15 protein-coding genes are annotated in these 25,862 nt (G+C 45.8%); 1 reads left to right on the forward strand and 14 read right to left on the reverse strand.

The features are described 5' to 3' along the window. Positions 1 to 286: 286 nt before the first annotated feature. From ahcY to lon, 6 genes are all read right to left on the reverse strand, one after another. Positions 287 to 1,573, reverse strand: a complete 1,287-nt coding sequence (gene ahcY / locus L2082_RS06330) for an adenosylhomocysteinase (protein ID WP_446010835.1) — start codon at positions 1,571 to 1,573, stop codon at positions 287 to 289. 223 nt (positions 1,574 to 1,796) lie between these two features. Further along, positions 1,797 to 2,960 (reverse strand): methionine adenosyltransferase, encoded by a 1,164-nt coding sequence (gene metK, locus L2082_RS06335; protein ID WP_446010836.1) that lies wholly within the window; start codon positions 2,958 to 2,960, stop codon positions 1,797 to 1,799. A 500-nt stretch (positions 2,961 to 3,460) separates the two neighbouring features. Further along, the gene (locus L2082_RS06340) at positions 3,461 to 5,350 is read right to left on the reverse strand and encodes a bifunctional homocysteine S-methyltransferase/methylenetetrahydrofolate reductase (protein WP_446011543.1); all 1,890 of its coding nucleotides are present in this window, start codon (positions 5,348 to 5,350) and stop codon (positions 3,461 to 3,463) included. Positions 5,351 to 5,378: 28 nt separating this feature from the next. After that, complete coding sequence (locus L2082_RS06345; protein WP_446010850.1) at positions 5,379 to 6,230, reverse strand: methyltransferase domain-containing protein; 852 nt, start codon at positions 6,228 to 6,230, stop codon at positions 5,379 to 5,381. Further along, positions 6,223 to 7,053, reverse strand: a complete 831-nt coding sequence (locus L2082_RS06350) for a glycine/sarcosine N-methyltransferase (RefSeq protein ID WP_446010851.1) — start codon at positions 7,051 to 7,053, stop codon at positions 6,223 to 6,225. The genes L2082_RS06345 and L2082_RS06350 overlap by 8 nt, the downstream gene beginning before the upstream one ends. An 814-nt stretch (positions 7,054 to 7,867) precedes the next feature. After that, entirely contained in the window at positions 7,868 to 10,273 is a 2,406-nt protein-coding gene (lon, locus tag L2082_RS06355) for an endopeptidase La (protein WP_446011544.1), read from the reverse strand. Between the two features lie 299 nt (positions 10,274 to 10,572). On the opposite strand from lon, the gene L2082_RS06360 reads away from it, so the two are divergent. Beyond that, positions 10,573 to 11,373, forward strand: coding sequence for an acyltransferase (locus L2082_RS06360; RefSeq protein WP_446011545.1), 801 nt, complete (start codon positions 10,573 to 10,575; stop codon positions 11,371 to 11,373). Positions 11,374 to 11,398: 25 nt separating this feature from the next. Here L2082_RS06360 and L2082_RS06365 read toward each other — a convergent pair whose 3' ends face one another. From L2082_RS06365 to L2082_RS06400, 8 genes are all read right to left on the reverse strand, one after another. Further along, positions 11,399 to 12,562: an SPFH domain-containing protein gene (locus L2082_RS06365; RefSeq protein WP_446011546.1), complete on the reverse strand. Its 1,164-nt coding sequence runs from the start codon at positions 12,560 to 12,562 to the stop codon at positions 11,399 to 11,401. Positions 12,563 to 12,691: 129 nt separating this feature from the next. Next, positions 12,692 to 13,186, reverse strand: a complete 495-nt coding sequence (locus L2082_RS06370) for an FmdB family zinc ribbon protein (protein ID WP_446009797.1) — start codon at positions 13,184 to 13,186, stop codon at positions 12,692 to 12,694. A 140-nt stretch (positions 13,187 to 13,326) separates the two neighbouring features. Beyond that, positions 13,327 to 13,836: an Lcl C-terminal domain-containing protein gene (locus L2082_RS06375; RefSeq protein WP_446009796.1), complete on the reverse strand. Its 510-nt coding sequence runs from the start codon at positions 13,834 to 13,836 to the stop codon at positions 13,327 to 13,329. Between the two features lie 39 nt (positions 13,837 to 13,875). After that, a complete protein-coding gene (locus tag L2082_RS06380; protein ID WP_446009795.1) occupies positions 13,876 to 14,607 on the reverse strand; it encodes an Lcl C-terminal domain-containing protein in 732 nt (243 codons plus the stop codon). A 182-nt stretch (positions 14,608 to 14,789) separates the two neighbouring features. Beyond that, entirely contained in the window at positions 14,790 to 15,872 is a 1,083-nt protein-coding gene (gene aroB, locus L2082_RS06385; protein ID WP_446009794.1) for a 3-dehydroquinate synthase, read from the reverse strand. A gap of 324 nt (positions 15,873 to 16,196) precedes the next feature. Next, positions 16,197 to 17,120: a manganese-dependent inorganic pyrophosphatase gene (locus L2082_RS06390; protein ID WP_446009793.1), complete on the reverse strand. Its 924-nt coding sequence runs from the start codon at positions 17,118 to 17,120 to the stop codon at positions 16,197 to 16,199. Positions 17,121 to 17,571: 451 nt separating this feature from the next. Further along, entirely contained in the window at positions 17,572 to 18,849 is a 1,278-nt protein-coding gene (sat, locus tag L2082_RS06395) for a sulfate adenylyltransferase (RefSeq protein ID WP_446009792.1), read from the reverse strand. A gap of 406 nt (positions 18,850 to 19,255) precedes the next feature. Further along, positions 19,256 to 25,861 carry a pilus assembly protein gene (locus tag L2082_RS06400; protein WP_446011547.1) on the reverse strand — a complete coding sequence of 2,202 codons (6,606 nt, stop codon included), beginning with the start codon at positions 25,859 to 25,861 and terminating at the stop codon, positions 19,256 to 19,258. Position 25,862 lies beyond the last annotated feature (1 nt).

The following is a 25,862-nucleotide window of genomic DNA, read 5'->3' on the forward strand; positions in this document are numbered from 1 at the left end:
CCTTGGTTACCAATGACAAATCGTTTTTTATTACATTAATACCAGAAAAATCTCAAATGTCCATTTTTTTCTGGTGTAAAATTAAAAGATTAACCAGCTAGCAGAAAAAGGCTGTCAGGGGCCTGTGTTAACAAAATATTGAGGCACTATTCATTCATGTTTACCAAAGAATGCGTCAAAAAGACAATATAATATATTGAAAAAAGCAACAAAGGCACAGAGAAAATCCCTGTGCCTTTCTGACAGAGCTGGTTATAACGTACAGCTCAATATCTCTTTGTCTCGCTTAATAGCGATAATATTCCGGTTTATAGGGGCCTTCAACAGGAACGCCTATATAGTCGGCCTGCTCTTTACTCAACACAGTGAGATGAGCATCAATTTTTCCCAGGTGCAAACGAGCTACCATCTCATCAAGCTTTTTCGGGAGAAAATACACCTGCTTCTCATACTGAGCATGGTTCTTCCATAATTCAATCTGAGCAAGAACCTGATTAGTAAAGGAATTACTCATAACAAAGCTGGGATGCCCGGTTGCACATCCAAGGTTCACCAATCGGCCTTCAGCCAGCACAATGATGCGCTTGCCATCCGGCCAGATCACATGATCCACCTGGGGTTTAATGTTTTCCCATTCCAGGTCGCCGAGTCCAGCAATATCAATTTCAGAATCAAAATGACCAATATTGCAGACAATGGCCTGATCCTTCATCTTATCCATATGGGCTCTGCTGATAACCTCCAGGTTACCAGTGCAGGTAATGAACATATCACCAACCGCAGCAGCCTCTTCCATGGTGGCAACCTTGAAACCTTCCATTGCAGCCTGCAAAGCACAAATAGGATCAATCTCTGTCACATAAACAATGGCTCCCATACCGCGCAGGGCCTGAGCACAACCTTTGCCCACATCTCCGTACCCGATAACCACAGCGATCTTACCGGCAATCATGACATCCGTGGCCCGTTTAATCCCATCGATCAATGACTCACGGCACCCGTACAGGTTATCGAATTTTGATTTCGTAACGGAATCATTAACATTAATGGCCGGAGAAAGCAAGGAGCCTTCCTTGGCCATCTCGTTCAGGCGATGCACACCAGTGGTGGTTTCTTCGGAAATCCCACGAATATCCTTCATCATTTCCGGATATTTCTCATGCATGATCTGGGTCAGATCACCGCCATCATCCAGAATCATATTGGGCTTCCAGCCATCAGGCCCAAAAATAGTCTGCTCAATGCACCACCAAAACTCTTCCTCTGTCTCGCCCTTCCAGGCAAAGGTAGGAATGCCAGCCTCAGCCATTGCTGCTGCTGCCTGATCCTGGGTGGAAAAAATATTACAGGAAGACCAGCGTAGTTCTGCTCCCAGCTCGACCAAGGTTTCCATTAAAACAGCGGTTTGGATGGTCATATGCAGGCAGCCGGCAATCCGGGCACCTTTTAAAGGTTTTTCCTGACCATATTCCTCGCGCAAGGCCATCAGGCCAGGCATCTCTGTCTCAGCAATAGCGACTTCCTTGCGTCCCCATTCAGCAAGGCTCATATCTGCAACTTTATAATCACTCATGATACAACGTACTCCTTTAAGATAACTCACTTCTCTTCCGCAAAAAATAACCAACACAATCCTGCGGAGGAGATTATAAAAAAAACCGAGCAAGGCATGACGCATCGCTCGGCATCAAATATACAAAAAACAATAAGGGATTCAATAAGAAATATTCCATCCCTTATTTCGAAAATAGGGGCACGGCGTACCGTATCCCCTGCAAGAGATAAACAGAAATTCTTTAGATTCCTGCTGCGCTCTTCAGCTCTTCAGCCTTGTCTGTTCGCTCCCAGGTAAACTCGGGCAATTCACGACCGAAATGACCGTATGCCGCTGTTTTCTTATAAATAGGGCGAAGCAGGTCAAGCTGTTGAACAATCGCCTTGGGACGCAGGTCAAAGACCTCATCAACCAGCTGAATCAGACGCTCTTCAGAAACCTTGCCTGTACCAAAGGTGTTCACATTAATGGAAACCGGCTTGGCAATACCAATAGCGTAGGCCACCTGAACCTCGGCTGTTGATGCAAGGCCAGCAGCAACAATATTCTTGGCAACGTAGCGGCCCATATAGGAGGAAGAACGATCTACCTTGGAAGGATCCTTACCAGAAAAGGCACCACCACCATGGGAACCACGTCCACCATAGGAGTCAACAATAATCTTACGGCCAGTAACGCCGCAATCACCCACAGGCCCGCCGATGACGAAACGACCAGTCGGATTGATAAAGTATTTCGTATTCTCATCAATCATGTTTGCCGGCAAGGTAGGTTTAATAATCTCCTCCATCACCCCTTCCTTCAGATCTGCATAGGAAACATCCTCACTATGCTGGGTAGAAACAACCACTGCCTCTATCCGCTTGGGCACGTTGTCTTCATACTGAATGGTGACCTGGCTCTTGGCGTCAGGACGGAGCCACGGCAGCACCCTGTTTTTTCGCACTTCAGATTGGCATTTTACCAAACGATGAGCATAGGCTATGGGCATGGGCATAAGTACCTTGGTTTCATCACAGGCATAACCAAACATCAACCCCTGATCTCCGGCTCCCTGATCCAGGTCAAGCCCGGTCCCCTCATCAACTCCCTGAGCAATGTCGACTGACTGCTTGTCAATAGAGGTCATAACAGCGCAAGACTGCCAATCAAAGCCCATATCTGAAGAATTATACCCAATACCTCTGATGGTCTGACGGACAATCTCCGGCATATCCACCCAGGCAGAAGTGGTAATTTCTCCAGCAATCATGGCGAGACCAGTAGTAACCAAGCTCTCACAGGCAACCCGCGCATGTGGATCCTGCTCCAGAATGGCATCCAAGACAGCATCGGAAACCTGATCAGCCACCTTGTCAGGATGGCCTTCTGAAACAGATTCTGAAGTAAAAAGATGACTTGACATAAAAAATTCTCCTTAACTAAATGACTCACCGACTAAAATTCGGTGAATTTAAAAAAAACGGACTGAAAGTCCAGCGACCGGCAGGCTTCCCAGCCGGTAGTTGGTCTTACTGTTCAATTTCAACCCCACCCTTACCAGGTCTGTTGAAAAAAACAAGTCCTCAGATATTCTCATACACTCATTTAACGCAAAATACTCTCAATTTATCCAACCACTGACGATTAAGGGCATACCTGCCAGTTCAAACAGCAGAGGATACCCTGCCGACGGTATTTTACACGACTTTCTTTTTCAGTGATTCAAAGAGAGCAACTACGACCGGTCTTAGACCGTGTTTTGTTTTTTAATATTGGCCATGCCAAATATTGCAAGATACTCAACAGGTTTTCTTAAACCCATTGGGTTACAGGAGGCGTCCGGCAGGTAATCCGATGAACCCTGGAAATCCCTGAAGAGCCTTAAGAATCACACTGATAAAATCAAAAGAGTTACTTGAAATTTCAGCGAGTTGATGCCAATTTATCCGCCCGTCCACTCCCTTTCCAGCCCGCCTGGCGAGCCTGAACAACGAAATCAAGAATAATATCCCATTTATTCAATGGACTAATCAAGTACAATCCATCAATAAAGGAAGAAATTCCTTCTACCAATTCCGATGTATACTCCAAAGCAACCTTACGCTGGTCAGCAACCTCATCAAAACGGGCAAGTTGTTTTCGCAGCTCTTCAGGAACATAAATTCCTGGTACTTCATTATGAAGAAACTCAGCATTGCGAGAGGAAATAAGAGGGAAGATACCTGGGAAGATAAGAATATCTATATTCTCTACTCGCTCCATCATCTGCTCAACCGCATCAACGGAAAAAAGCGGTTGGGTCATAGCATAACGTGCTCCAAGTGCAGCCTTTTTCTCCAACCGCCGAATTTGCAGATCAGGAGAGGTAGGCGGAAAACTAAAAGCTGCCCCTATGGAAAAATTCGTCTGTTCCTTGAGAGAACGCCCAGCCATATTCATTCCCCGGTTCATACTGTCCAGCATTCTGATCAAGCCTGATGAACGCAGATCAAAGATTCCGCTCACTCCTGGCTGATCCGTGCCTGCGGCCGAGTCCCCGGATACTGCAAGCACAGCCTCTATCCCAAGGAGATGCGCTTCCATCATCCGGGATTGGAGGCCAAGGCCATTCAAGTCACGTCCGGTTTGGTGAATAATGGTCTGTAGACCAGTACGTTGGCGAATCAGGGAGGCCACACCGAGATTTCCTGCACGCAGGATGGCCAAGGGGTTTTCACCCAGCGAGATGGCATCGACTCCGACTTTTGCCAGTTGTTCAGCACCAGCTAAAACAGGCTCTGCATCTAAATGGGTCGGTGGGTCAAGCTCCGCAATTATAGGCAATCGTCCTGGCTGAAGGCTTTCCAGAAAACCACCATTCTGTGGCTCAGCAAAGCTCTCTTCCTGAACATCCTCTGCAACAGGAACCTCTTGAACCTGGACTCGTACCGGCTTAATTTTAAGGGCAGAACGAAACTCCTGAATATGAGCAGGAGCAGTACCGCAACAACCGCCAATAAGATGCACTCCCTTACGGATCATCTCCCTGGCTCGAGTGGCCATATAGCCAGGCTGAGCAGGATAGATCATGCGATGTCCTACTAACTCAGGCATGCCGGCATTAGGAAAAGCAGAGAGCGGAACCCCTTCACCTGCCAAACCAGACAGGTTGCTAATGGTCGCAACCATCCTATCAATACCGCGCCCGCAATTGGTCCCCACTACGGAAGCCCCGGCTTGGATCATGGCCCGTCCACACACCAAAGCTTCATCTCCCTGCACGGTCATTCCATGGGCAGGAAAAACCATCTGACCAATAACAGGGAGTTCTGGTGCCTCACTCCGGGCCACCTCAATGGCAAGTAACACTTCATCAAGAGAGGAAAATGTCTCAATAATCAGGACATCGACTCCTCCCTCTGCCAAACCTCGTATCTGATCAGAGAAACTCTCCCGTATATCATCAGAAGTAATTTCTTGATCATCATTGGAAAAATTAATCCCAGAAGGACCTACAGAACCAGCTACATAGACCTGATGTCCTGCCGCTTTTACTGCAATTTCCGCTCCGGCCCGATTAATCTCCCATACCTGCTCTTCAACGCCAGCCTCACGCAGTTTAAACCGATTTGCACCAAAGGTATTGGTCTCAATCAACTGGCTTCCTGCCCTGATATACTCTTCATGAGCATTCAAGATCGTATCAGGTGACTGGATATTCATCAAATCCAAATTACGTCCACGCTCAACCCCCCTTTCAAAAAGGTAGGAGCCAAGGGCTCCATCGCCCAGCACAACGTGATTTTGGATGTATTCGATAAAGTCAGGCTTCATAATATATCTTTTTTGTTACAGAGGCTCGTCAGGATGTTTTTTTCTGGAAATGGAGTATGCCCCATGCAAGATACCCTTTTTTACCGCCACTGACCCAGTGCTCAAGGCCAGTAAGCATCCTGTCGAGGTAATCCGGGTTTGAGTACTGAGATATTACAGAATAATTTCTCCTGGTTTCATCTGCCACATGTGCGTAATGTGTGGAGAGCTGCTCTGTATGTTCTTCCACATTCAGAACACGAAATCCTTTTTCCTCTGCAAGCTCCTTGTATAAAGCAAAGGAGCCCAGATGGTCAAGATGAATACGTGCAAGTATGGGATCAAGTACTCCTTCCGGGCAATTATCGCTCTGCATAGGGTCCGTAAAAATAAGCTCCCCATCAGGTCGAAGTACTCTGTGAACCTCCTCAAAGACCCTTGCTTTATCTCCACTGTGTAAGATAGCATCCTGGCACCAGACCAAATCAAACGAAGAATCATCAAAAGGAAGGGATTCAAAGCTGCCGTCAACGACCTCAATGAGATCATCCAGTCCAGCTTCCTTATTTTTCTTCCGGTTCCGCTCATTTTCAGCTTCGCTCAGATTCAGGCACGATATATTCCATCCGTACTGCTTCGCTAAATAGCGGGCTGCTCCACCATAACCCGACCCAATATCAAGAACTTTTTTTATTGAGCCATTACGGGGATGTTCGGTTACACAAGCAGCCAGATGAGCTACAGTCCGCCTGCTTGCCGTTCGTATATCATCTTCGGTTTTTTCGTACATACCGATATGGATATCCTCACCGCCCCAGATATTATAATAGAATTCATCAGCATCCGCGCTGTTATAGTAGTCTCTTGACTGCTCGACCACATCTGAGTACTCACTACTCATTACCTTCTTCCTCCAGCAGATACTCTTTTTCTGCAACATGAACGAGAAAGTCGGGGTCATCTTGCTTGTAGGTTTCCTCAAAATCACCGTAGGTTTGAATACGCTGGAACCCGACTTCTTTCATCAGTCGGCGCATATATTCTCTGCGCAAAGGAAACATATTCAGATGGTACGATGATTTGTCCGGAAAAACATAGTTAAAACGCGCTAGCCCTTCATCTATATGTTCTGGCTCTGCGCTCACATTTTCACCGCAGTAATAATATTTATGCTGAGATTTAAATTTATCATCAAGCATAGTGTCATAATTCCGATGATCAATAACTAACACACCATTATGATGCAGCACAGCATAATACTCGGCAAGAGACTTCCGACGGTCACGTTCATCGAAAAGATGCGTAAAAGAATTGCCCAAACAGATAACAGCATCATACGAACTATGGACATCCTTATTCAGCCAGCGCCAGTCCGCATTAACAGTCCGGAGTACCAAACCGTGCTTCTTGGCGTTCTGAAAGGCTTTTGCCAGCATAACCGGACTTCCGTCCACACTGGTCACATCAAAACCTGCTTTTAACAACTGCACAGAATGATATCCTGTGCCGGTAGATACATCAAGAATCCGTTCTGCGCCGCGCTCCTTAAGAATATCTATAAAAAAGTTTCCTTCACTCTCAGCACGGGCATCCCAGCCGATAAGCTCATCCCATTTATCGACAAAAGAGCTAACATATTCTTCTTTATACTTATCTGTCTCACGGACTTCTATCGGCTTATGCCCGTAATCCTGTTCTTCCAATTCCATTAATCTTGCAGTCATGATTTCTCCTTGTTTGTTAACTGGTTATTATTATAGTTCTTTCTTAAGCCTGAACTATGTAGGGTATTACTAATAAAAATAGTAAAAAGAGTATTTTAAAGTTATAACCGCGTTACGGCTTGAGGATAAATACGGCACAGGAGCCATCTCAGCATACGGAAGCGCTCAATCACCATTTTTTCTCTCAAAAATTGGTTCTGCAAAAACGGAAGAGGTTATCTGTAAACGAACCGGTTCTGCCATGACGGCAAACTGAGGATCATCAACAGACAGAACAAATCAGTCCGCTCTTGAGATGACAGGACAGGTCAATCAGAATATGCTCAACTTGATAATAACAGACGATACCGTGCGGAAAAACGCATCTGTAAAACACTGATGGAAATCCTGACAGGTAAAAAAAGATTGGGCGGAGCGGCTGTTAGACCTGATTGCGGAAAAAAATTCCTCAATTCTCCCTCCCTCAAAGGAAGTGCCGATGACTCGCTGAGTCTCCCGGCAATTTTCATGTATACTTTTTGCTTACATTACATACATGATTACCCTGACCTCTTGGTCAGGATAAGAGCATACTATATATTACTTCTTTTTTCCAGTTTTTTTTATCACCAGCAACATGCTTAATAACTTCATGCATGTGCTCTCCTGAAAAAAAGGAAGTTTTGTTACGAATTTTCTTTTGGAATTTCCAAAAGATCCTTTTCATTACTATAAAAATTACCGATGAATCCCTGCGTCTCCCGGCAATTTCCATGTATACTTTTTGCTTGCATGATTTACCCTGACCGCTTAGAGGATAAAAGCATACTATACATTACTTCTTTTTTCCAGCTGTTTTTTTCAAATCACCAAGAGCATGTTCAATAACTTCATCCATATGCTCTACGGGGAAAAAGGATAGCTTTTTACGCATTTCTTCTGGAATTTCAACAAGATCCTTTTCATTGTCCTGCGGAATGATAATCTGTTTAATGCCAGCCTGCAACGCAGCAAGCGATTTTTCTTTTAAACCGCCAATGGGAAGCACCCGCCCTCTCAGGGTTACTTCGCCAGTCATGGCCATGCCTTTTTTTACCATTTTCCCGGTAATGGCCGAACAGAGAGCTGTTGTCATAGTAATACCGGCTGACGGACCGTCCTTAGGAATAGCTCCGGCAGGGACATGAACATGGATATCAATGGTATCAAAATACTCCTCGCTTACACCCAAGGCCTTGCCCCGGCTCCGGCAATAGGTCAAAGCAGCCTGAGCTGATTCCTTCATCACATCCCCAAGCTGACCAGTCAATAAAAGTTTCCCCTTTCCTGGAAGCACTGAAGTTTCGATATGGAGCAGGGCTCCGCCAACTGAAGTCCAGGCAAGACCAATGGCCAGGCCTGGCTGTTGCAAGGTATCTAACTCGGTTTCCGGCAGATATTTGTGTGGCCCCAAGTATTTCTTCAACGTATTCTGAGAAATCGTATACGGCCCTTTACCACCTTCAGCAATTTTTCGCGCCAGCTTACGGCAGATCTTGCCCAACTCCCGCTCCAGATTCCTGACACCGGCCTCCAGAGTATAATGCGTGATGATAAATTTCAAGGTCTCATCGTTCAGCTTGACAAGCCGCTGTTTGATCCCGTTTTCCTTCACCTGTCTTGGCAGCAGATATTTCCTCGCAATAACTGTTTTTTCTTCCAATGTATAGCCAGCAAGCCGGATAACCTCCATCCTGTCCATCAGCGGCCCGGGAATGGTGTCTGTCCGGTTGGCAGTTGTAATAAACATGACTTTGGACATGTCAAAGGGCATGTTCATATAATGATCAGAAAAACTATTATTTTGCTCAGGATCAAGAATCTCCAACAGAGCTGATGAGGGATCACCCCGATAATCAGAACCGACTTTATCAATCTCATCCATCATAAAAACAGGATTATTGGTTCCTACATTTTTCAAGCCCTGGAGAATACGACCAGGCATGGCTCCGATATAGGTACGGCGATGTCCCCGAATCTCAGCCTCATCACGCATCCCACCAAGAGATAATCGATAAAACTTACGCCCCATTGCCTTGGCAACTGCTTGTCCCAGAGAAGTCTTACCAACTCCAGGAGGGCCGGCAAAACAGAGAATCGGTCCTTTGGTATCATTATTCAGTTTTCGTACAGCAAGAAACTCAAGAATCCGTTCCTTAATTTTTTCCAGGCCGTAATGATCCTCATCCAAAACCTGGGCTGCTTTTTCCAGATCCAGAAAATCCTTGGAAGATTTCTTCCAGGGCAAGTCAATAATCCATTCAATATAGGTGCGAATGATGTTGGCTTCAGACGCATCAGGATGCATCATTTCAAGACGCTTGAGTTCCTTACGCGCCTCTTTGCGGGCATACTTGGGCATTTTTTTCTTTTTAATTTTCCTGCCCAACTCTTCAATCTCTTGAGAATAGGCATCATCATCACCCAACTCCTTTTTCAGGGCCTGCATCTGCTCACGAAGAAAATACTCCCGTTGTGAGCGCGACATCTCTTCCTTGGCATCAGATTGAATTTTTGCCTGAACCGTGGCAACTTCCATCTCTTTATTAAGCAGGTCTGCTACAAGACGCAGTCGTTCCACAGGGTTTGAACTTTCAAGAATCTTCTGCGATTCAGCGACTTTGAGCCGGAGATTAGAACCCACTAAATCAGCAAGACGGCCTGGCTCCTCAATATTATTCACAATCGCCATTAAATCAGCTGAAAGAGTACCGCGAAGCGACATAATCTTCTCGGTCTGCTCCCGGACAAGACGCATCAAGGCCTCTACTTCTACAGTCACCTCCTCAGTGATTTCCTCATCAAGCAAACCAACATTTACCCGGAAATGGGGGTCTTTCTGCTCATATGATTTTATCTCAGCCTTAGACAAGGCCTGGACCAAAACCTTCAGTCTTCCGTCCGGCAGTTTTAAGGTCCGCATAATCATGGAAACCATGCCAACCTGATACAGATCTTCCGGTTCCGGGTCGTCACTGGTTGCATCTTTTTGAGTGACCAACATCAGGAGCTTATCGCCTTCCATGGCCTCGTTTACTGCTGATATAGAACCAGGACGTCCGACAAAAAGTGGGAGAATCATGTAGTTAAAAACAACCACATCCCGAACTGCCATCATGGGCAGCTCTTCCGGTATATCCATATCTTGGGTATTTTCTGCGAAATCATCCATACTGGCTGATAACGAGTCGTCAATTTCCATCTTTATCCTCTTTATATCATATAGTTACTACCAGATCCCTAAAGGCCGCACTGGAGACATTACTGTTTGCTGCATGAAGAGTTGAAAGAAAGTAAACATAACCTTATAGTACGTCAAGGGAGGTATGACAACTCCATGGGAAAAACACGGCAATCTTACACTATCTTCTCTTTCTTTGAAACTGTTACCACGAAAAACAGGCTCATTTTTTATACCAGGACAAACAGAAACGCAAAAAAACAACTACTAGCACTAAATGTCTTTCTACACAACTCAACTCTACACGTTCAGGAGAAACAATGCTTGAAGCTGCATCATTTTTTGACCTCACCGAATTTGACCATAAAAAAATTTTCCAGGGAACAGACGCTGTCTGGGGTGGCTTGATCAATTTAAAGACCTATATGAACAGCCAGGACTACAGCGCATTCAAGCATGAAGAGCTGCTGGATGGGGTTCCTCTGAAAAACCACCTGATCTACTATAATAATTGCCTGCACAGTAGCAAAGGATGTGCCATTTCCTGGGATAATGTGGGAAAAGGAAAATTATCTGTCCTCCGGGATGGCCAGCCGCTTCCTGGAGCTTCTGTTATCATGGCTGGCGTCGTTATTATGGGACAAAAGATTCAGCTGGGCAAGGGTGTAATGATTGAATCAGGATCCCTGATCAAAGGACCTGCGATTATAGGAGACCACACAGAAGTACGACAAGGTGCCTACATAAGAGGATACTGCCTTACAGGAAAACGTTGCGTTATTGGTCACGCCACAGAGGTAAAACATTCCATATTTTTCAACGACGCCAAGGCTGGTCATTTTGCCTACCTGGGAGACTCTATCCTAGGCAATGATGCCAATCTCGGGGCTGGAACAAAGTTTGCTAACCTGCGCTTTCTTCCAGGAAACGTACAACTCAGAACAGACAAGGGGCTCATTGATACAGGGCTACGGAAATTCGGCGCTATTCTTGGTGATCGGGTCCAAACAGGCTGTAACTCGGTAACGAATCCTGGTACCCTGATAGGACCAGATGGGATACTTATGCCCAACACCACTGCTGACTCAGGTCTTCATCCCTCCAAAAAAATTATTCGGTAAGCAAATCTTCTTTTCAGGGGAAGAATCAGGAGACCTGTTGACCACAATTATCACAAAACTTTGCACCAGGAAGATTTTCGTTCTGACAATGCGGGCAAATCGGGGCAGCAGGTTTTTCATCTGCCCGATGACCACATCTGGAGCAGAACTTTGCGCCTGGAGTTAAATTTTTTTCACAATTGCCACATTGCAAAAGAACCACCTGCTGATGCCCGCAAAACGGGCAAAAACGGGCATCAGCAGCTATGGTATTGGTACAATCTGAACATTCGGTTGTTGGTACGCTTGTTGGCTTGGTTGAAGATGCTTGACCACTGTTCTGCTGTTGCACATTACTCTGTTGGGCATTGGTCACATTGGCAAACATGCCAGGCATCATCATCCCCATCCCCAGACCCAAACCAGCTCCGGCCTCGTTATTGGCCTGGGCTGCTTTTTCCATAGCCATGCCTGCCTTCATCTGAATAAACTTGTCCATGTCTTTAATCGCTCCCAAACGACTGCGATCATCAATGGCAGCCTGTACCTCTTCAGGGGGAGTTATGGAAGAAATATACAATTCATCCAGGGCTAAACCAAAACGAATAAAGTCTTTGACCAGCCGTTTTTTTAATCCTGCTGCCAACTCATCAAACTGCGCAGGCAGATCAAAAAGGGTTTCCAGGGTCTCGCCAAGATAATCATTGAGCCGGGACACAATAACCCGTCGCAGATAGTCTTCAATCTGTTCGGTATTATATTTGCCCATTGTTCCGGCCAGGGTATTAATAAACAAGACCGGCTGAACAATGCGGATATTAAAGACCCCATGCGCCCGAAGCCGAACAAAGCCCAGCTCGGAATCGCGAAATGCCACCGGGTCACGGGTACCCCATTTCAGGTTGGGGAAGACCTTCAGGTTAACAAAATAGACCTCTGCCCGCAAAGGACTGGTCCCTGCCCAGGGGATAGAGAGGATCTTGGTAATAATCGGAATATTACCAGTCTTCAGAGTGTGCCGTCCAGGACCAAAGGCGTCCCCTGCCCTGCCTTTATAATACAGTACTGCTGCCTGACTTTCCCGCACGGTCAGCTGAGCACCGTACTTAATTTCCCCGGATCCAGACTCTGGTAATCGATAGAGCAACTCCTGGCCGGTTTCATCAAACCATTCCAGTGCTTCAAGAAAGACAAGATTATCTGTTCCCATACTACTCTCCGGTTAGGGGGGTCACAAAAATAAGGTTTCGATTTTTAGCTGTAGGGGCAGACCTGTGTGTCTGCCCGGTATACCTGTAGTCTACACGCTATAAAAAGGGCAAACTTTCCCTCGCAACCTCTACAGTTGATACAGGGTCTCATCATGAACCGGTGGGCGTGTACCGGAGCTCAATTTTTTTTTCAGGCCATCCAGAGAAAAGGCATCGTCAGAATCAAGAAGATCTCCCATTTCCTGCTCAATCTGATCCGGGTCTTCTCCAGCCTCCATTCGGGAAAGGGCCTCTTCCATCTGCTCGCCCATTGAGATACCGGTTTTATCGGTAAATTTTCGCATCAACTGCGCCATCTGACGGGGATCTTCCTCGTTCATTCCTTCAGCTTCCCGCATCAAGCCCTCAAAAGCCTGTTCCATCTTGCTTTCATCCATGCCAGCTAAAGGATCATCCGCATCCTCTTCCCTGGCCTTGCCAATCACAGCAAAGCGGGACATCTGACGGCTCAATTCTTTTTGTCCGCATTTGGGGCAATCCGGACGTTTTTCCGTATTGATTCGGCTGGAAAAAAAATTAAAGATGGTATTGCAATCCTGGCAATAGAATTCGTAAATTGGCATGGTGTTACGCTTTTATCTCTTTTAAAGGTATATGAATAGAGTTCACAAGCAGCTAGTGACAAAAAAAAGATCAAATATCCAGAAGGATACCTGATCTTTCGTTTTTTTTCAAGAGGGTCAAAAACTGAGAACCAAACGTACTATTCTGGCACATCACGCACAAGGCGGACATAATTTTCAGCATCAGAAGATAGTGTGGCACCGGAGCTGAAGTCAATCGTCAACCAAGTAGAGCTGTCTTTCGGGGAATTGCTCAGGATTTTTTCAGCAACAGTGCCAGGAAAGATATCTTCATTGATTGCAGGGGATGAGCACTGTTCTTCAACAATAGACTGCAGCTCCTTGATATTCGGCAGACGCCAGTCTGTAAAATCGGCAAATCCTGAGTTTAGGTTGGCTGCATCAACTTGATTGACTGCATTGGTCCAGGTGTATTTGGGCGGATCTCCAGAACAGTCAGGATCTCCCTCTAGGCATTGCTTCCACATCAGGCCTGTTTTTGTATCTATTACAGTGCCATTTACTGCGTCTACAGAGAACTGCGAACTCGGCGTTGAAGCAGATAAATCGGTATCGCATGCTGCTGAAGCCCAACTTACCGTCCCAAGCAAAAGCAGAATAAACGTCATCAAATGGATAAGTTTTCGCATGGTATATATCCTCCGCTCAAATCAAAGTTAGTTGTTTACTCAGGGTGCTGTACACACTGCCCGTACATTATAGTCGCTAGTGCTCTGCGAAATATTAGGGTCTGTAAATCCAGTAAAAAAATTAACACCCCAAACTTTTCCAGAAGAAGTACTCGAGCCATTGGCAACTTCAGTCCCGCTCAAATAAACCGCGAACTGGGGGGTATTCGGGAAATAATCTGTATCAATCAAGGGTAATGCTAAAGCACCGTACGAAACTATGCTCAACAATTCTTTAACTGTAGGAAGACGACAGCTGTATGTATTACCACAACCACTAAAGCTTTCTGCATAACTCGTTGCTGTTTCCAACTTATATTTATCACTAGCATTCGAGGCCGTCTTGACTTCCCAGACTAGACCTGTAACATTATCCAGTACACAGGCTCCATTATTGATCTCAGTAAAACTGAACCCGGCATCACCATTTGCATCACCATCACCAAATTGACTGCCATCATATTTATCAAGACCTTGGGAACAATCCTGAACCCCATCTGTATCCCCTGTCCCATTGCATAAGTTTCCTGAGATATCCTTAATAATCCCAGTATCATTTAATTTTCCTGTAACATCGGAACCACCAGAACCATTGTTATCTTCTTGGCCGAAAAGAAGAAGAGACAACACCGGAATTAGTGACCCAGTTTGTGACGCAGTTTGTGCAAAGACTGTTGCCGACAAGGCAACTCCTCCGGCAACTAACACCACCAATAAAATTATTTTTTTCATTTTTTAAGCCCCTCACAAATAATAAATCGTGCAAACAGGGAGGCTGCAAAATCTGCAAAACAGCCCTACTCATTTTTTCTTGCTGAACCGCACAGCATTTCTCTTTCCAGCAACTCTTTTCTGCCTATCATTAAATAGTATAGCAAACTCAATATAGAGATACAATTCCTTTCATGAAAAAATCAGCAGGCAATTACAGCATCAACATCATTCTGTCTCACTTGATCAGTAATAATGACCTGACCAATGGTCTCAGGCAGGACATAAAAAACACGACCAGCAACTGTCTTTTTATCGCTCAGCAGATAGCTCTTGATTACGTCCCGGTCAAGCTCAACAGGTATTGCGACAGGAAGTTGATATTGCTCAATCAATTTTCGGATAGCCAGCGCATCCTTCTCCCCCAGACAACCCGTTCGCACAGCCAGCTCAGCAGCAGCACACATGCCAATGGCTACTGCCTTGCCATGAATAAGTTGAAATTCCGAAGCAGCCTCCACAGCATGCCCAATGGTGTGACCAAAGTTTAATATTCTCCGCAAGCCGCCTTCCCGCTCATCCTGCTCCACTACCCAGGCCTTAATTTCACAACAACGGGCAATCAGCTGCGTCAGAATATCCTGCTCTAAGGCAAAGACTGCCTCTCGTTTCTGCTCAAGAAAGGAAAAAAAGTCAGCATCATGAATCACACCGTACTTAATCACCTCTGCCAGTCCTCCCCGCAACTCATCAGGAGGCAGAGTTTTCAGAACATCTGTATCAATATACACAGCCTTAGGCTGATAAAAAACACCGACTAAATTCTTCCCTTCCGGCAGATCAACACCGGTCTTTCCCCCCACAGAGCTATCAACCTGAGACAGAAGCGTGGTAGGTATCTGAACAAAGGGAATACCACGCATATATATGGCAGCAAGAAAACCGGTAATATCTCCGGTTACTCCACCGCCCAATGCGATCAAGGCATCCCGACGATCAAAACCTTTAAGCGCCAGCTCACTGGATAGGGCAGCCACGGTTGCCATGTTTTTATTGTCTTCGCCATGAGGAAAGGTAATAAGCTGAGCCTGTATACCTGCCTCATGAAGAGATTGCATACACTGTTCACCGTACAGAGCCGCAACATTCTCATCAGCAATAACCCCGTACTTTGTGCCGATATTCTTCTGCTTCAGATCAGTCCCTATTTTTTCCATAAGGCCGGAACTGATCCGAATAGGGTAGCTCCTGTTGCCCAGCCCTACCATTACTGTTGTTTCTGTCATCTTCTTATATTCTACCCATTATTTCGAGTGCCATAGGAGCCAACCCCTGTGTTCTCGACCTGTCTAGTATTTCTTATTGGTTACCTTTTTCTGGTTTTTCTGGTGCCCAAGCTCTGCTTGGGCACAGGCATCGTGAAGCTCCGCTTCATACAGGAAACAGAGCTTCAGCAATCAGGATTCCCAAGCGGGAGCTTGGGAATCAGAAAAAAGCAGAGGAGCCAGAAAAACAAAAAAAGGATCGGCATAGCCGACCCTTTACACAACCTTTACACAACCTTTACAGAATATACTCAGCCTGCTGAGTAGTTCCGAATCAGCAGCCAATCAACAACCAAATGCCTTTTGCATATTCGGTACAGTCTGTTTTTTCCGGCTCATCATACCATCCACCCACATGGAGTTTCCTTCCATTTTTCCGTCAAAGGCACCTTCAACAAGAGCAGGATCATCAGAAAGGATCATCAGGTCTGTGCCTTCTTTCACTACATCGGTGAGCATCAACAGGATGGTGTGGTGACCACCAGCTGCTTTTTGCTCTTCCATAGCCTTATACAGATCATCACGGATATCAGCAATCTGATCCAGTGTCGCAAGCTCCAGTTGCCCACAACCGACCTTGTTGCCGTTCATGTCAAAATCTTTATAATCACGATTCAGCAGATCCTTGGCAGGAACGCCGTCAACCGCACTTTTGGCCTTGAGCATTTCCATAAACAACTCATCAGTATCAGCAACTGAAGCAATGGCCTTTAACTCAGCAACGGCTTTTTTATCCTCTTCAGTACAGGTCGGGGATTTAAAATTGACCGTATCACTAAGAATAGCAGAAAGCATCAAACCAGCAACTTTAGAATCAACGGCAACACCTTCGGTATCATAGAGCTGCTTCAGAACGGTCCCGGTGCAGCCCACAGGTTTTACGCAGCAAAAAATCGGATTATTTGTGGTTACATCACCAATCTTATGATGGTCCACAATAGCAACCACGTTGTCTGCACTGATATTATCAGGAGCCTGGTTCAGGTCACTATGATCAACCAGAGCCACAGTCTTACCAGCAGCATCTGTCATAATCTCTGGTGCTGCTACACCAAAACGTTTGAGAACAGTTTCCGTTTCTGGATTCATTGCTCCCTGCATAGCCGGGATAGCGTCTTCTCCACTGGCCTTGAGCAACTCAGCATAAGCAATGGCTGCGGTGACTGAATCGGTATCTGGATTTTTGTGGCCTGTAACATAGACTGTCATAAGACTTTCCTCCTGGAAATTTTGTAATATTTTTTTGAAATATAATAAGAGTACGATAAAATTTTCTTCTCATATGGACTCTGTGAAGCATTCAAAAAGTTGTTTGTGATATTTAGCCGGTTCAGCGCAGAGCGTCAAGGAGAAAACTGTTAAAAGACGGTTAGCATATGCCTTTAGCATCACATATTTCGGCAGTCCCACCGGGACGCTGTTTTCCGAGTATCTCCGCCCAGGAGGGGTGATTGATAATAGCCCACCGTTTTAACGGTGGGTGGCTCTCATAAAAAGGACTACCTTGACAAGCTCTATGAGCTGACAGAGAAGTATCAGGCATTGCATAATGGCGTAAGGCAAAAAAATAGGGGCGAATACGAAATTCGCCCCTACAAGCCCCTACAATAATATGCCGGGCAGACACACAGGTCTGCCCCTACACGCAACTATCCAGAAATTACATGGAGTCGCCGGAAGCTGCACCCTGCATTTTGACCTCAACCTTTTCGGTCAGGCTTGCATAATACTTCTTGAGGTGATCCAGAACCTCGTCACGACCAAAATGATCCACGATGTCAGCACCTTCAGACAGTGCCTTTCGGAGCTTGGTACCAGACAGGATAACACGGTCATCCTTGGTGTGATTACAGGTCCGCAGAGAAGCCATACCATCACATTTATGGCAGTAAAAGGTCCAGTCAATCTTCATGGGCTGGCAAAGCAGGTCTTTACCCGGCTCACCGGTTTTGGGAACACGATCAAAGATTTCCTGGGCCTCAAACAGGCCATAAAAATCACCCACACCAGCATGGTCACGACCGATCAGCATATCGGTGATACCGTAGTTCTGACGAAAGGTGGCATGGAGCAGGCCTTCACGAGGACCGGCATAGCGCATATCCAGCGGATAACCGCCATTGATAACATTATCTTTCACAAAATAGTTGTCAATCAGTATCTCAATAGCTTTGACACGGGTGTCAGCCGGAATATCTCCGGGCTTCAGGTTACCGATCAGAGAATGGATCAATACGCCGTCACAGACCTCAATGCCGATCTTGGCCAGATATTCATGGGAACGATGCATGGGGTTACGCAGCTGAAGTGCAGCAACCTTGGACCATCCACGCTCTTCAAACATAGCACGGGTCTCAGCCGGGGTCAGATAGACTCCAGGGTACTCGTCCGGATAGCTGCCCTGAGACAGTACTTTCACTGGACCGGCAATATTGACATCCTTCTGATTCATTACCATAATAACGCCAGGATGATCTTCTGGAGCTATCTTCCAGAAGTTGCCATCCACAGACTCTTCACCTTCACCCATGAAGACTTTTTCACATTCCCATCTTTTATCAGCCTCGGTCATCTCGTACTTCTCGCTGACCTTCATGGTGGCCATGATCTCGCCATCAGCTTCCAGTGCAATCTCTTGGCCCAGTTCAATGGCATCTGCATCTTCCTTGGAGATATCCAGCGTAATGGGTACAGGCCAGAAAGTGCCATCAGCCAGCTGAAAATTCTCACATACACCCTTCCAGTCAGCCTTGTTCATGAAACCGTCCAGCGGAGAGAAACCACCGATCCCCATCATGATCAGGTCGCCTTTGGCACGGGCACTTACCTGCACTTTTTTAAAACCTGCCGCTTTTTCCTGCTCAGCGACCAGCTCGCTGCCGTGCAGCAGAGCGCAAACAAGACCTTTTCCGCCGTGAGGGGCTACCAATTGAGACATAATCCTATCCTCTTTGAGTTAAATGTTATGGGATTACCCATTGTTATCGGATTTAAAAATACTGTAGCCTGTAACTGTTTTTATCAATGCTCAGGCTGTCTGAGAATTACGTATAAAGAGGGTAAATATAGGCGGGAACACATAGAAGTCAAGGAAAAAGTGCTCTTCCCTGGTGAAGAAAATTCTGTTCAATCTGTTTGATAAGCTGGTGTAGAGCAAAAAAACAGCCAGCAACTCCAAACGATCTGGAATTGCTGGCTTGTTTAGAGTAAGAATGCATGGGGCGTGCCCTACCCTATTAGGAATCCGACAAGAAATAGTTGAACTGTAAGGACACGGCACGCCGTGCCCCTACGGCACTCAAAATAATGAATAGAATATTTCTTATTGAATCCCTTACAGGAGATTATTCACATCGATCAGTCCAGCCCTGCCTTCCGCTTTTTGTATTACCATACGGCAACTCTTCCTGGGTTACTTCTATAATCTCACCAGTACTGGTCTGGATAAATGCCTTAGCTGCATGGTCGTCAGAAGATCCCACATGCATACTTGGCGTTGTGGACAACCCACGTCCCAAGCCGAGTTTTGGATTTACCCGAGACCCTGAGCTATCCGATTTAATTGACCCATCTGACTCATCAAAGGTACCAAAGACAGATTTCTCCGGTGCTGTCCCGGTCTGATAGTGCAGGCCATACAAGAAACTCTGTCCCTCAGCCTTACATTTATCATTAAAAGGCTGATAGCTTGTAAAGGTCAGGAGCCCTCCAAGCAGAGCTGCTTTGCCCAGATTTCGCTCTCTTGGATCATGAAATTCATGATACCAGCCATCAAGCCCGGTTACAATCACTTTGTCCTGATACGTGCTTTTTAACGTATTATATAACTCTTGTGATATCACATGATCGTCAACCAGGCCCTGGTTCACGGTTTGACATCCAGTACCAGCTATATAGTCTATCAACCGTGAAAAGGTGGGTGCCCCATTCAGATCATCATTTTCCTCATAAACCATTTCCATGTAGTTATTTATGCTGTCTGGAAAGCAAATTGATGAAGGGATACAATCATAGGCTCCGGTACTTACATTTGTTGTGCAATGAAAGCAACCAAGCGTTGCATCAGCATCTGTCCCGACCACGATATCATCGGTTCTCATCAACCCTCGCTTACCCGGTGCTGCTGCTGGTGCCAGACTCTTATTATCCTGACTGGTTCTGTCCCAATCAATAGTTTGCCAGGTAAAGATTTTCTCCTTACAGATGGAAGCAATATCAGCTTCTGTGAGTACCGGTTCTACAGATGCGTCCCAGCCCCAATCCGAACCGGAACGAGCATCTGCGGTTGGCTCCTTCACACCAAACATAGCTGATTGCACTCTTTTCTCTTTTGTCGGATCAGTTGATTCATTCGCATCCCAGCAAGCAGTATCAGATGAGCCGCCAATACACCAACCATCATCTGTTTTATCCATTTCATCCCAGAAACGACCTGTTCCAGCATAAATCCAATAGTTTTCTCCATCATAGCCGATGGATGGACCAGCTGTAATCGGTCGTTTCACATCAAGCAGCATACGAACAGGACCAGCACTGTCCTGAGTTGCAGAAGGCTCTGTTGTCGGCCATCTGGCAGCCCATTCCGAAGGTTTCGAAGCTATTTCTTCGTTGCTTGAATCCAGCACTTTAGTAACCATACGAAATAACCTGCCTCCGCCGTTCCAATAGAACTGCTCATCCGGTGCATCCTCATCAAGGTACTGGGCAAAATCACTGCCGTCAGTGGTTCCGAAATAAATCGCATCAGTACGATATCGGGCTCCAAGGTTATCCGGTGCTGTCATATCAATATTATAGTCTACTGAAATGATATCTGAAATAAATCCGGGTTCATCTCTGGTCGGATCATCAACCCCCATAGCCTTGGGTATTAAAAATCTTCCTGGCAGTTCATAGAACCCGTCATTACTCGGTTCCTGATTCAAAATACGAAAAGCACCCTTTCCATTGCCTGTATATGCAACAGGTCTGCCTGCTGTTCCAGGCCCGCTTCCCGCAGTTGTTGACCAGGTCATCTCGCCTTTCAGGCGTTCAAGAGGAAAAATCGCAATCTTTGCCTGATCTGTATTTTTACCACTTTGCTCGGTGGGACCATTGCCCAAGGCCAGATACCACTTGGAGGTAACTGCATTCTCGCCTCCATCACGCATAATCACCATAGCAGGAACAGCGGTTGTATAATTCAGATCAGCATATATATCTGTACCGCTACTGTCTTCCGTTGTTCGGGTCATTTCCCCAAGCAAAAGCGGTTCAGCTCCAGCAACGGTCAAATCTACCTCTGGATTAGTGATATCAAGGATAAAAAAGGAAGAAATAAACTCCCTTTTATCATCAATACTGTCCGGCTGATCATCATCAAGGGATTCTGCCAGGACCGACGAGCCACCAAAACGCATGGCACCAACCAATATTGTTCCCCAGCCACCAGGATGTATGCATCCCGGATCATCCAACCCATTAGTCTTGCATGCCTCTTCTTCCGCAAAAATCTGCACATCAAAGATTTGCGGTTCCTGGTCCACAAAATACTTATGCACATACAGTTCATCTGCCAGACATTTCAGATGTGGTTGGAGATTATACGGGACATAGGCCCACAACTCTTCTCCGAGATCAGGCGCACCATCGCAGACCCCGGTGACTGTGATTCCAGTTGTTGTATCCGTGTATTCGTATGGGGCCTTCTTACAGGTTCCATCTGTGTCCAATTCATCAGTACAGCAAAACTGATTCCCATTTTCAAAATAGAACCCAGCATTTACTGCATGAAGCATACCGTCATTGGCCCCAAAATATACCACGCTTCGTCGCTTGGCCCATTTATTAACAAAATCATTATAGGTGGGATCCCTGTATATATAATTATAGGCTTCCGCTGGTCTGGAAACAACGATCGGGGTAGAGTGAATAACATCGCCTAACCTCCAGGTATACCCTATGCCGTTTTTTTCATAGTACCTTGAGCGCAACTCCTTGTCTATCCTGTCATTTAAGTTCACGTCTCCGTCCACCAAATTCTCGGTATTAGCCTGGTCTTCGCCGTGCAACCAGCCTATCAGGGCATTCAAGGCATCATTTTCATAGCCTGATATTGTCGCAAGATCAGTGCCCCCATCATCACGGACAAAATTTGTGTCACCAGGAGTCAGGAAATCCCATGATACAGGCCCTCGTTCGTTACCATCCACATCATCATCCGCTGTGGCCGCTGCAATGCCATTCAAAGTGTCCCAATCAACATTCTTCTTAAGCCGGAACCATTCTGCATCATCAACCATTCCGTCATTATTGGCATCATTCCAGGTGAAAATTTTCCGGGCTGTATGGACATCAGCATCACTCAAGGACTCCAGATAATTATTTGCAGACCATAAATAATTAATATCATTAATTTCTGCACAACTATGTCCTGCACCCCCCTCATCTGTTGGAGTTGCATCACATTCTGGCTCGGAATCATCCGGACAAGTTCCAGTTAAAATGAACTCATTAATATCATAACATCCACGGGTTTTATTCACAGTATTACTGAAGTAAAACATGACTCGCCTATCCTGAGTTTCATCCAGCTTACCATCATGGTTAGTATCCTCATACATCTTCCCTTCAGCACTCATAAACAGAGAATGAACATTCCCTACCCAAGCTATCTGCTGTGTATCTCCGGCAGTATCTTCATACTCATATTCAGGCCAGAATACGGCCTGGTACACAGCACCTGAACCACTTCTGGAGCTGGAAATAACTGAAGCTGCGGAACCAGAGGAGGCCCGGCTGAGAATATCATCCAAAACAGCCATCAGGTTATCCTCCAGATCATCTGGATCTTCACCTGGGTAATACTCTGTTGTGCCTCCATTAACTGCTGCTGCCTGCATCAAAGTAGCAGGGTCGCACTCTCCGTCCCCACCTTCTGTCAAGCTGCCAGTTGTAACCACATGGGTAAAGATGTTATCTTTTTCTGTTTCACGACCATCTGGGTCTGCAACGCATCTGTCTTTATAAAGAGAGCGAATATTTTGCCCCCACCACGTCATGTCATCCAGATAGGTACTGCTATACAGGCTCCCTGTACATTCTGTATCAGTGGTTCCGCCATCACCCGTAAAAACATCATCCTTACACTGCCCGGCATCCATATTATCGGGATGACATTCGCATGTTATTGAACGGGTATTGACATAATCTTCTGTTCCAGTGGGAGCAAAAGCTGTTATTTTCGTATTAATATCAGCTGTGGACTCTCCTTCGGTAATCAGCAGAATATGGTTATCCTGGCACCAGTACTGAACCGGATCATCATCAGCAGGATCTGTGCAATTGCCGCTACTATCTGTCTCCAGGCACCAATCCAAACACTTGCCGTTGTTGTCAAAATTCAGGCAGAATTCTTCATTCTGGGTGTAATATCCTAAGGCACCGTACATAGCCTCGCCAAGAGGTGTCCAGGAAGTGGCACGGATATCATTGATCGCCTGGGCAAGATCATCAACATGCCTTCGTTTTCCGCTTGCATACGTGGAATCATTACTTGCAGTTACGAGTTCCCCGTCTTTTAATGCAACAAGCAGCTCTGCACCATCCTTATTTTCCACAGGACAAAAACGTTCTATACCATCGGTTAAGTACTCTGCGCTACATTCAGTCGCTGCTCCGACATTATGGAACGACATGGCCCCAAGGCGCAAATCCTGAGCAACAGACTGAATAATTCCTTCAGGTCTGTCCGTTTCAGCAATATATCCTTTCATTGTTGCCAACGGATTGGTTCCGCCCAGTTGAGCCAAAACTTGAGAATCTGTTAATACACCGGGAATATTCCATGTGGTTGTTGTATCACCAGCCTGATCTGAAGGGTCAATAACTTCAGGGATTGAAGTGTCGTTACAGTAATCAATACTTGCCTGAACAATACATTCTTCTACTGCTGTAGAGTCATCAGCATTTTCCCAATCGGCAGAAGTAGCACCCTCAGCAACTTCGCCCTCCATGCATGACCCTATATATACTCCAAAATCTGGATAATACCACTTATACTGCCGTTCCCAGTAGCTACGGTCTCCAGCCACATCACTATTGTGTTTTTTACAACCAAATTCGTCAAGCTGGCCACTTGTACTGGTGCATTTATAGTTATATCGAATTGATCCATTTGTCGGAGTTTCATTTAAATACAACTCTCCATTATCCGTATATGTACACGGATCACCGGAACATTTATTTTCCAGCGAAGCAGGTATGGTCTCACAGGTTTTCTGTTCCCCCTGGGCAGGTTTCCAGCAGCGGCCCACATAACCTGCTCTCTCTGTCTGACTGAGAGCCGCATCATAAATTCCAAAGCAGATATACGCTCCGTTTTCCGGTTCAAGCTCAGAAGGTTCATATGCCGGACTCTGGTTAGTTTCCGTATATAAACCTTCACATTCATTAGTAATAGTTGTGACATTTCTCGTATTATTACCACTTAAACTGGCACAAAACTGCAAACTATGGTTCAACATGGGGCGCTGTTGGGCTATCGCTCCATCAGCATCAGGAAAAGTATCAAGACAGGTATCAATGGCTTGACTCCAGTTTGCCCCGCTTAACACTTTGGTTGTAATGGTATCAATCATCTCCTGACATTCCGCAGAAGGCTTGAACCCATCCGCCGTAATAGCCAAAATTTCCAATCGAGCAGTATCATCAGTGGTATCAACACGATCCCTCATAAACACATCGTCTGCTGAATATTTAGAACCACGAACACCTAAAGAAAGGAATTTTCCACTATCCAGCTTTACTTGCTTGAGAAAGCGTGAACCGGAACAGCCCCGATGTTCGGCAACCATAACCTGCTCATAATAATTAAATTTACCACCAGTAAGGATCTTCTTTTCCACATCAAACTTTGAAGCCATGACCCAGTTGAGGAAATTACCTCGAGCAGCAAAGGTGGTCACCTTGTTTGGAGTCACAGTTTCATCAATACTGAGACATAAAGCATCTGTGCGCTTATATTTTGTGTCTGATGACGCAGCTCCAGAACAGGCATCCACCGGATCAATTTCCTCAAAAGCTCCTTGCCGAAGACTTTGCCATTTGGCTCCATTATCCTCACCAGGTTTGGCATCAGTACTGCTTACACTCGACAATGCCTGGTAATATATACCATTATAGGTAACAATATCTCCTGTTGCATATGATGTTGGCATCCAGGTTGAATCTACTTCAACCCAATCCGTTACCCCTGTATCATCTGACAGCTTGAGTCCATCCGTATCATCAGTATCACTACTGGTCCCGCCATTTGCGGTATAGTATAATTGATTTTCATACCACACAAATGCGCCAGCTGCATACACGGTGCCATTGGTCCAGCGTGGAAGGTAAAAGAGATGATCCCAATCAACGCCTTCGTCTTCATCAATAGAGTTCCCGGAAGAAGTTCCAGCTGAAATAGCAACATAGATATTACCGTAATCAAAGACCCTATCTCCCATCTCATAAGACTGACCACTCTGCCAAGAGGAGTAAGCATAGGTTCCTGATTTCCCTTTCCACTGATACCATTGATCGTCTTCGAAATAACCACCATAGGTTTTACTGTCATCATAGCCAGTAACAGTGGTAAGCGGCGGCACCGTTTCATTTCCCTGATTATCATACTCACTGATATCATAATCCCCATCCAGACAACGCTGATAGGTCATATCAACTCCACCTGAGCTACTGATGGGATCACCATTCTCATCTAGAATCGTTCCTGATTTACTATACGCCGCATCCAGCATGGAACCTGAGTTATCCAGAACCATTAACAGATTCGGCTTTGCTCCGGCAGACAGAAAAGGCGGAACGCCAGTACCCTGACTACATACATTGGCGAAACCTATACCAGGTATCAGCCAGTATAACAGCATAGCACCAATCACTACCAGCCATGCCTTTTGAACTGTTCTTTTCATA

Source organism: Candidatus Electrothrix sp. (assembly GCF_052785085.1).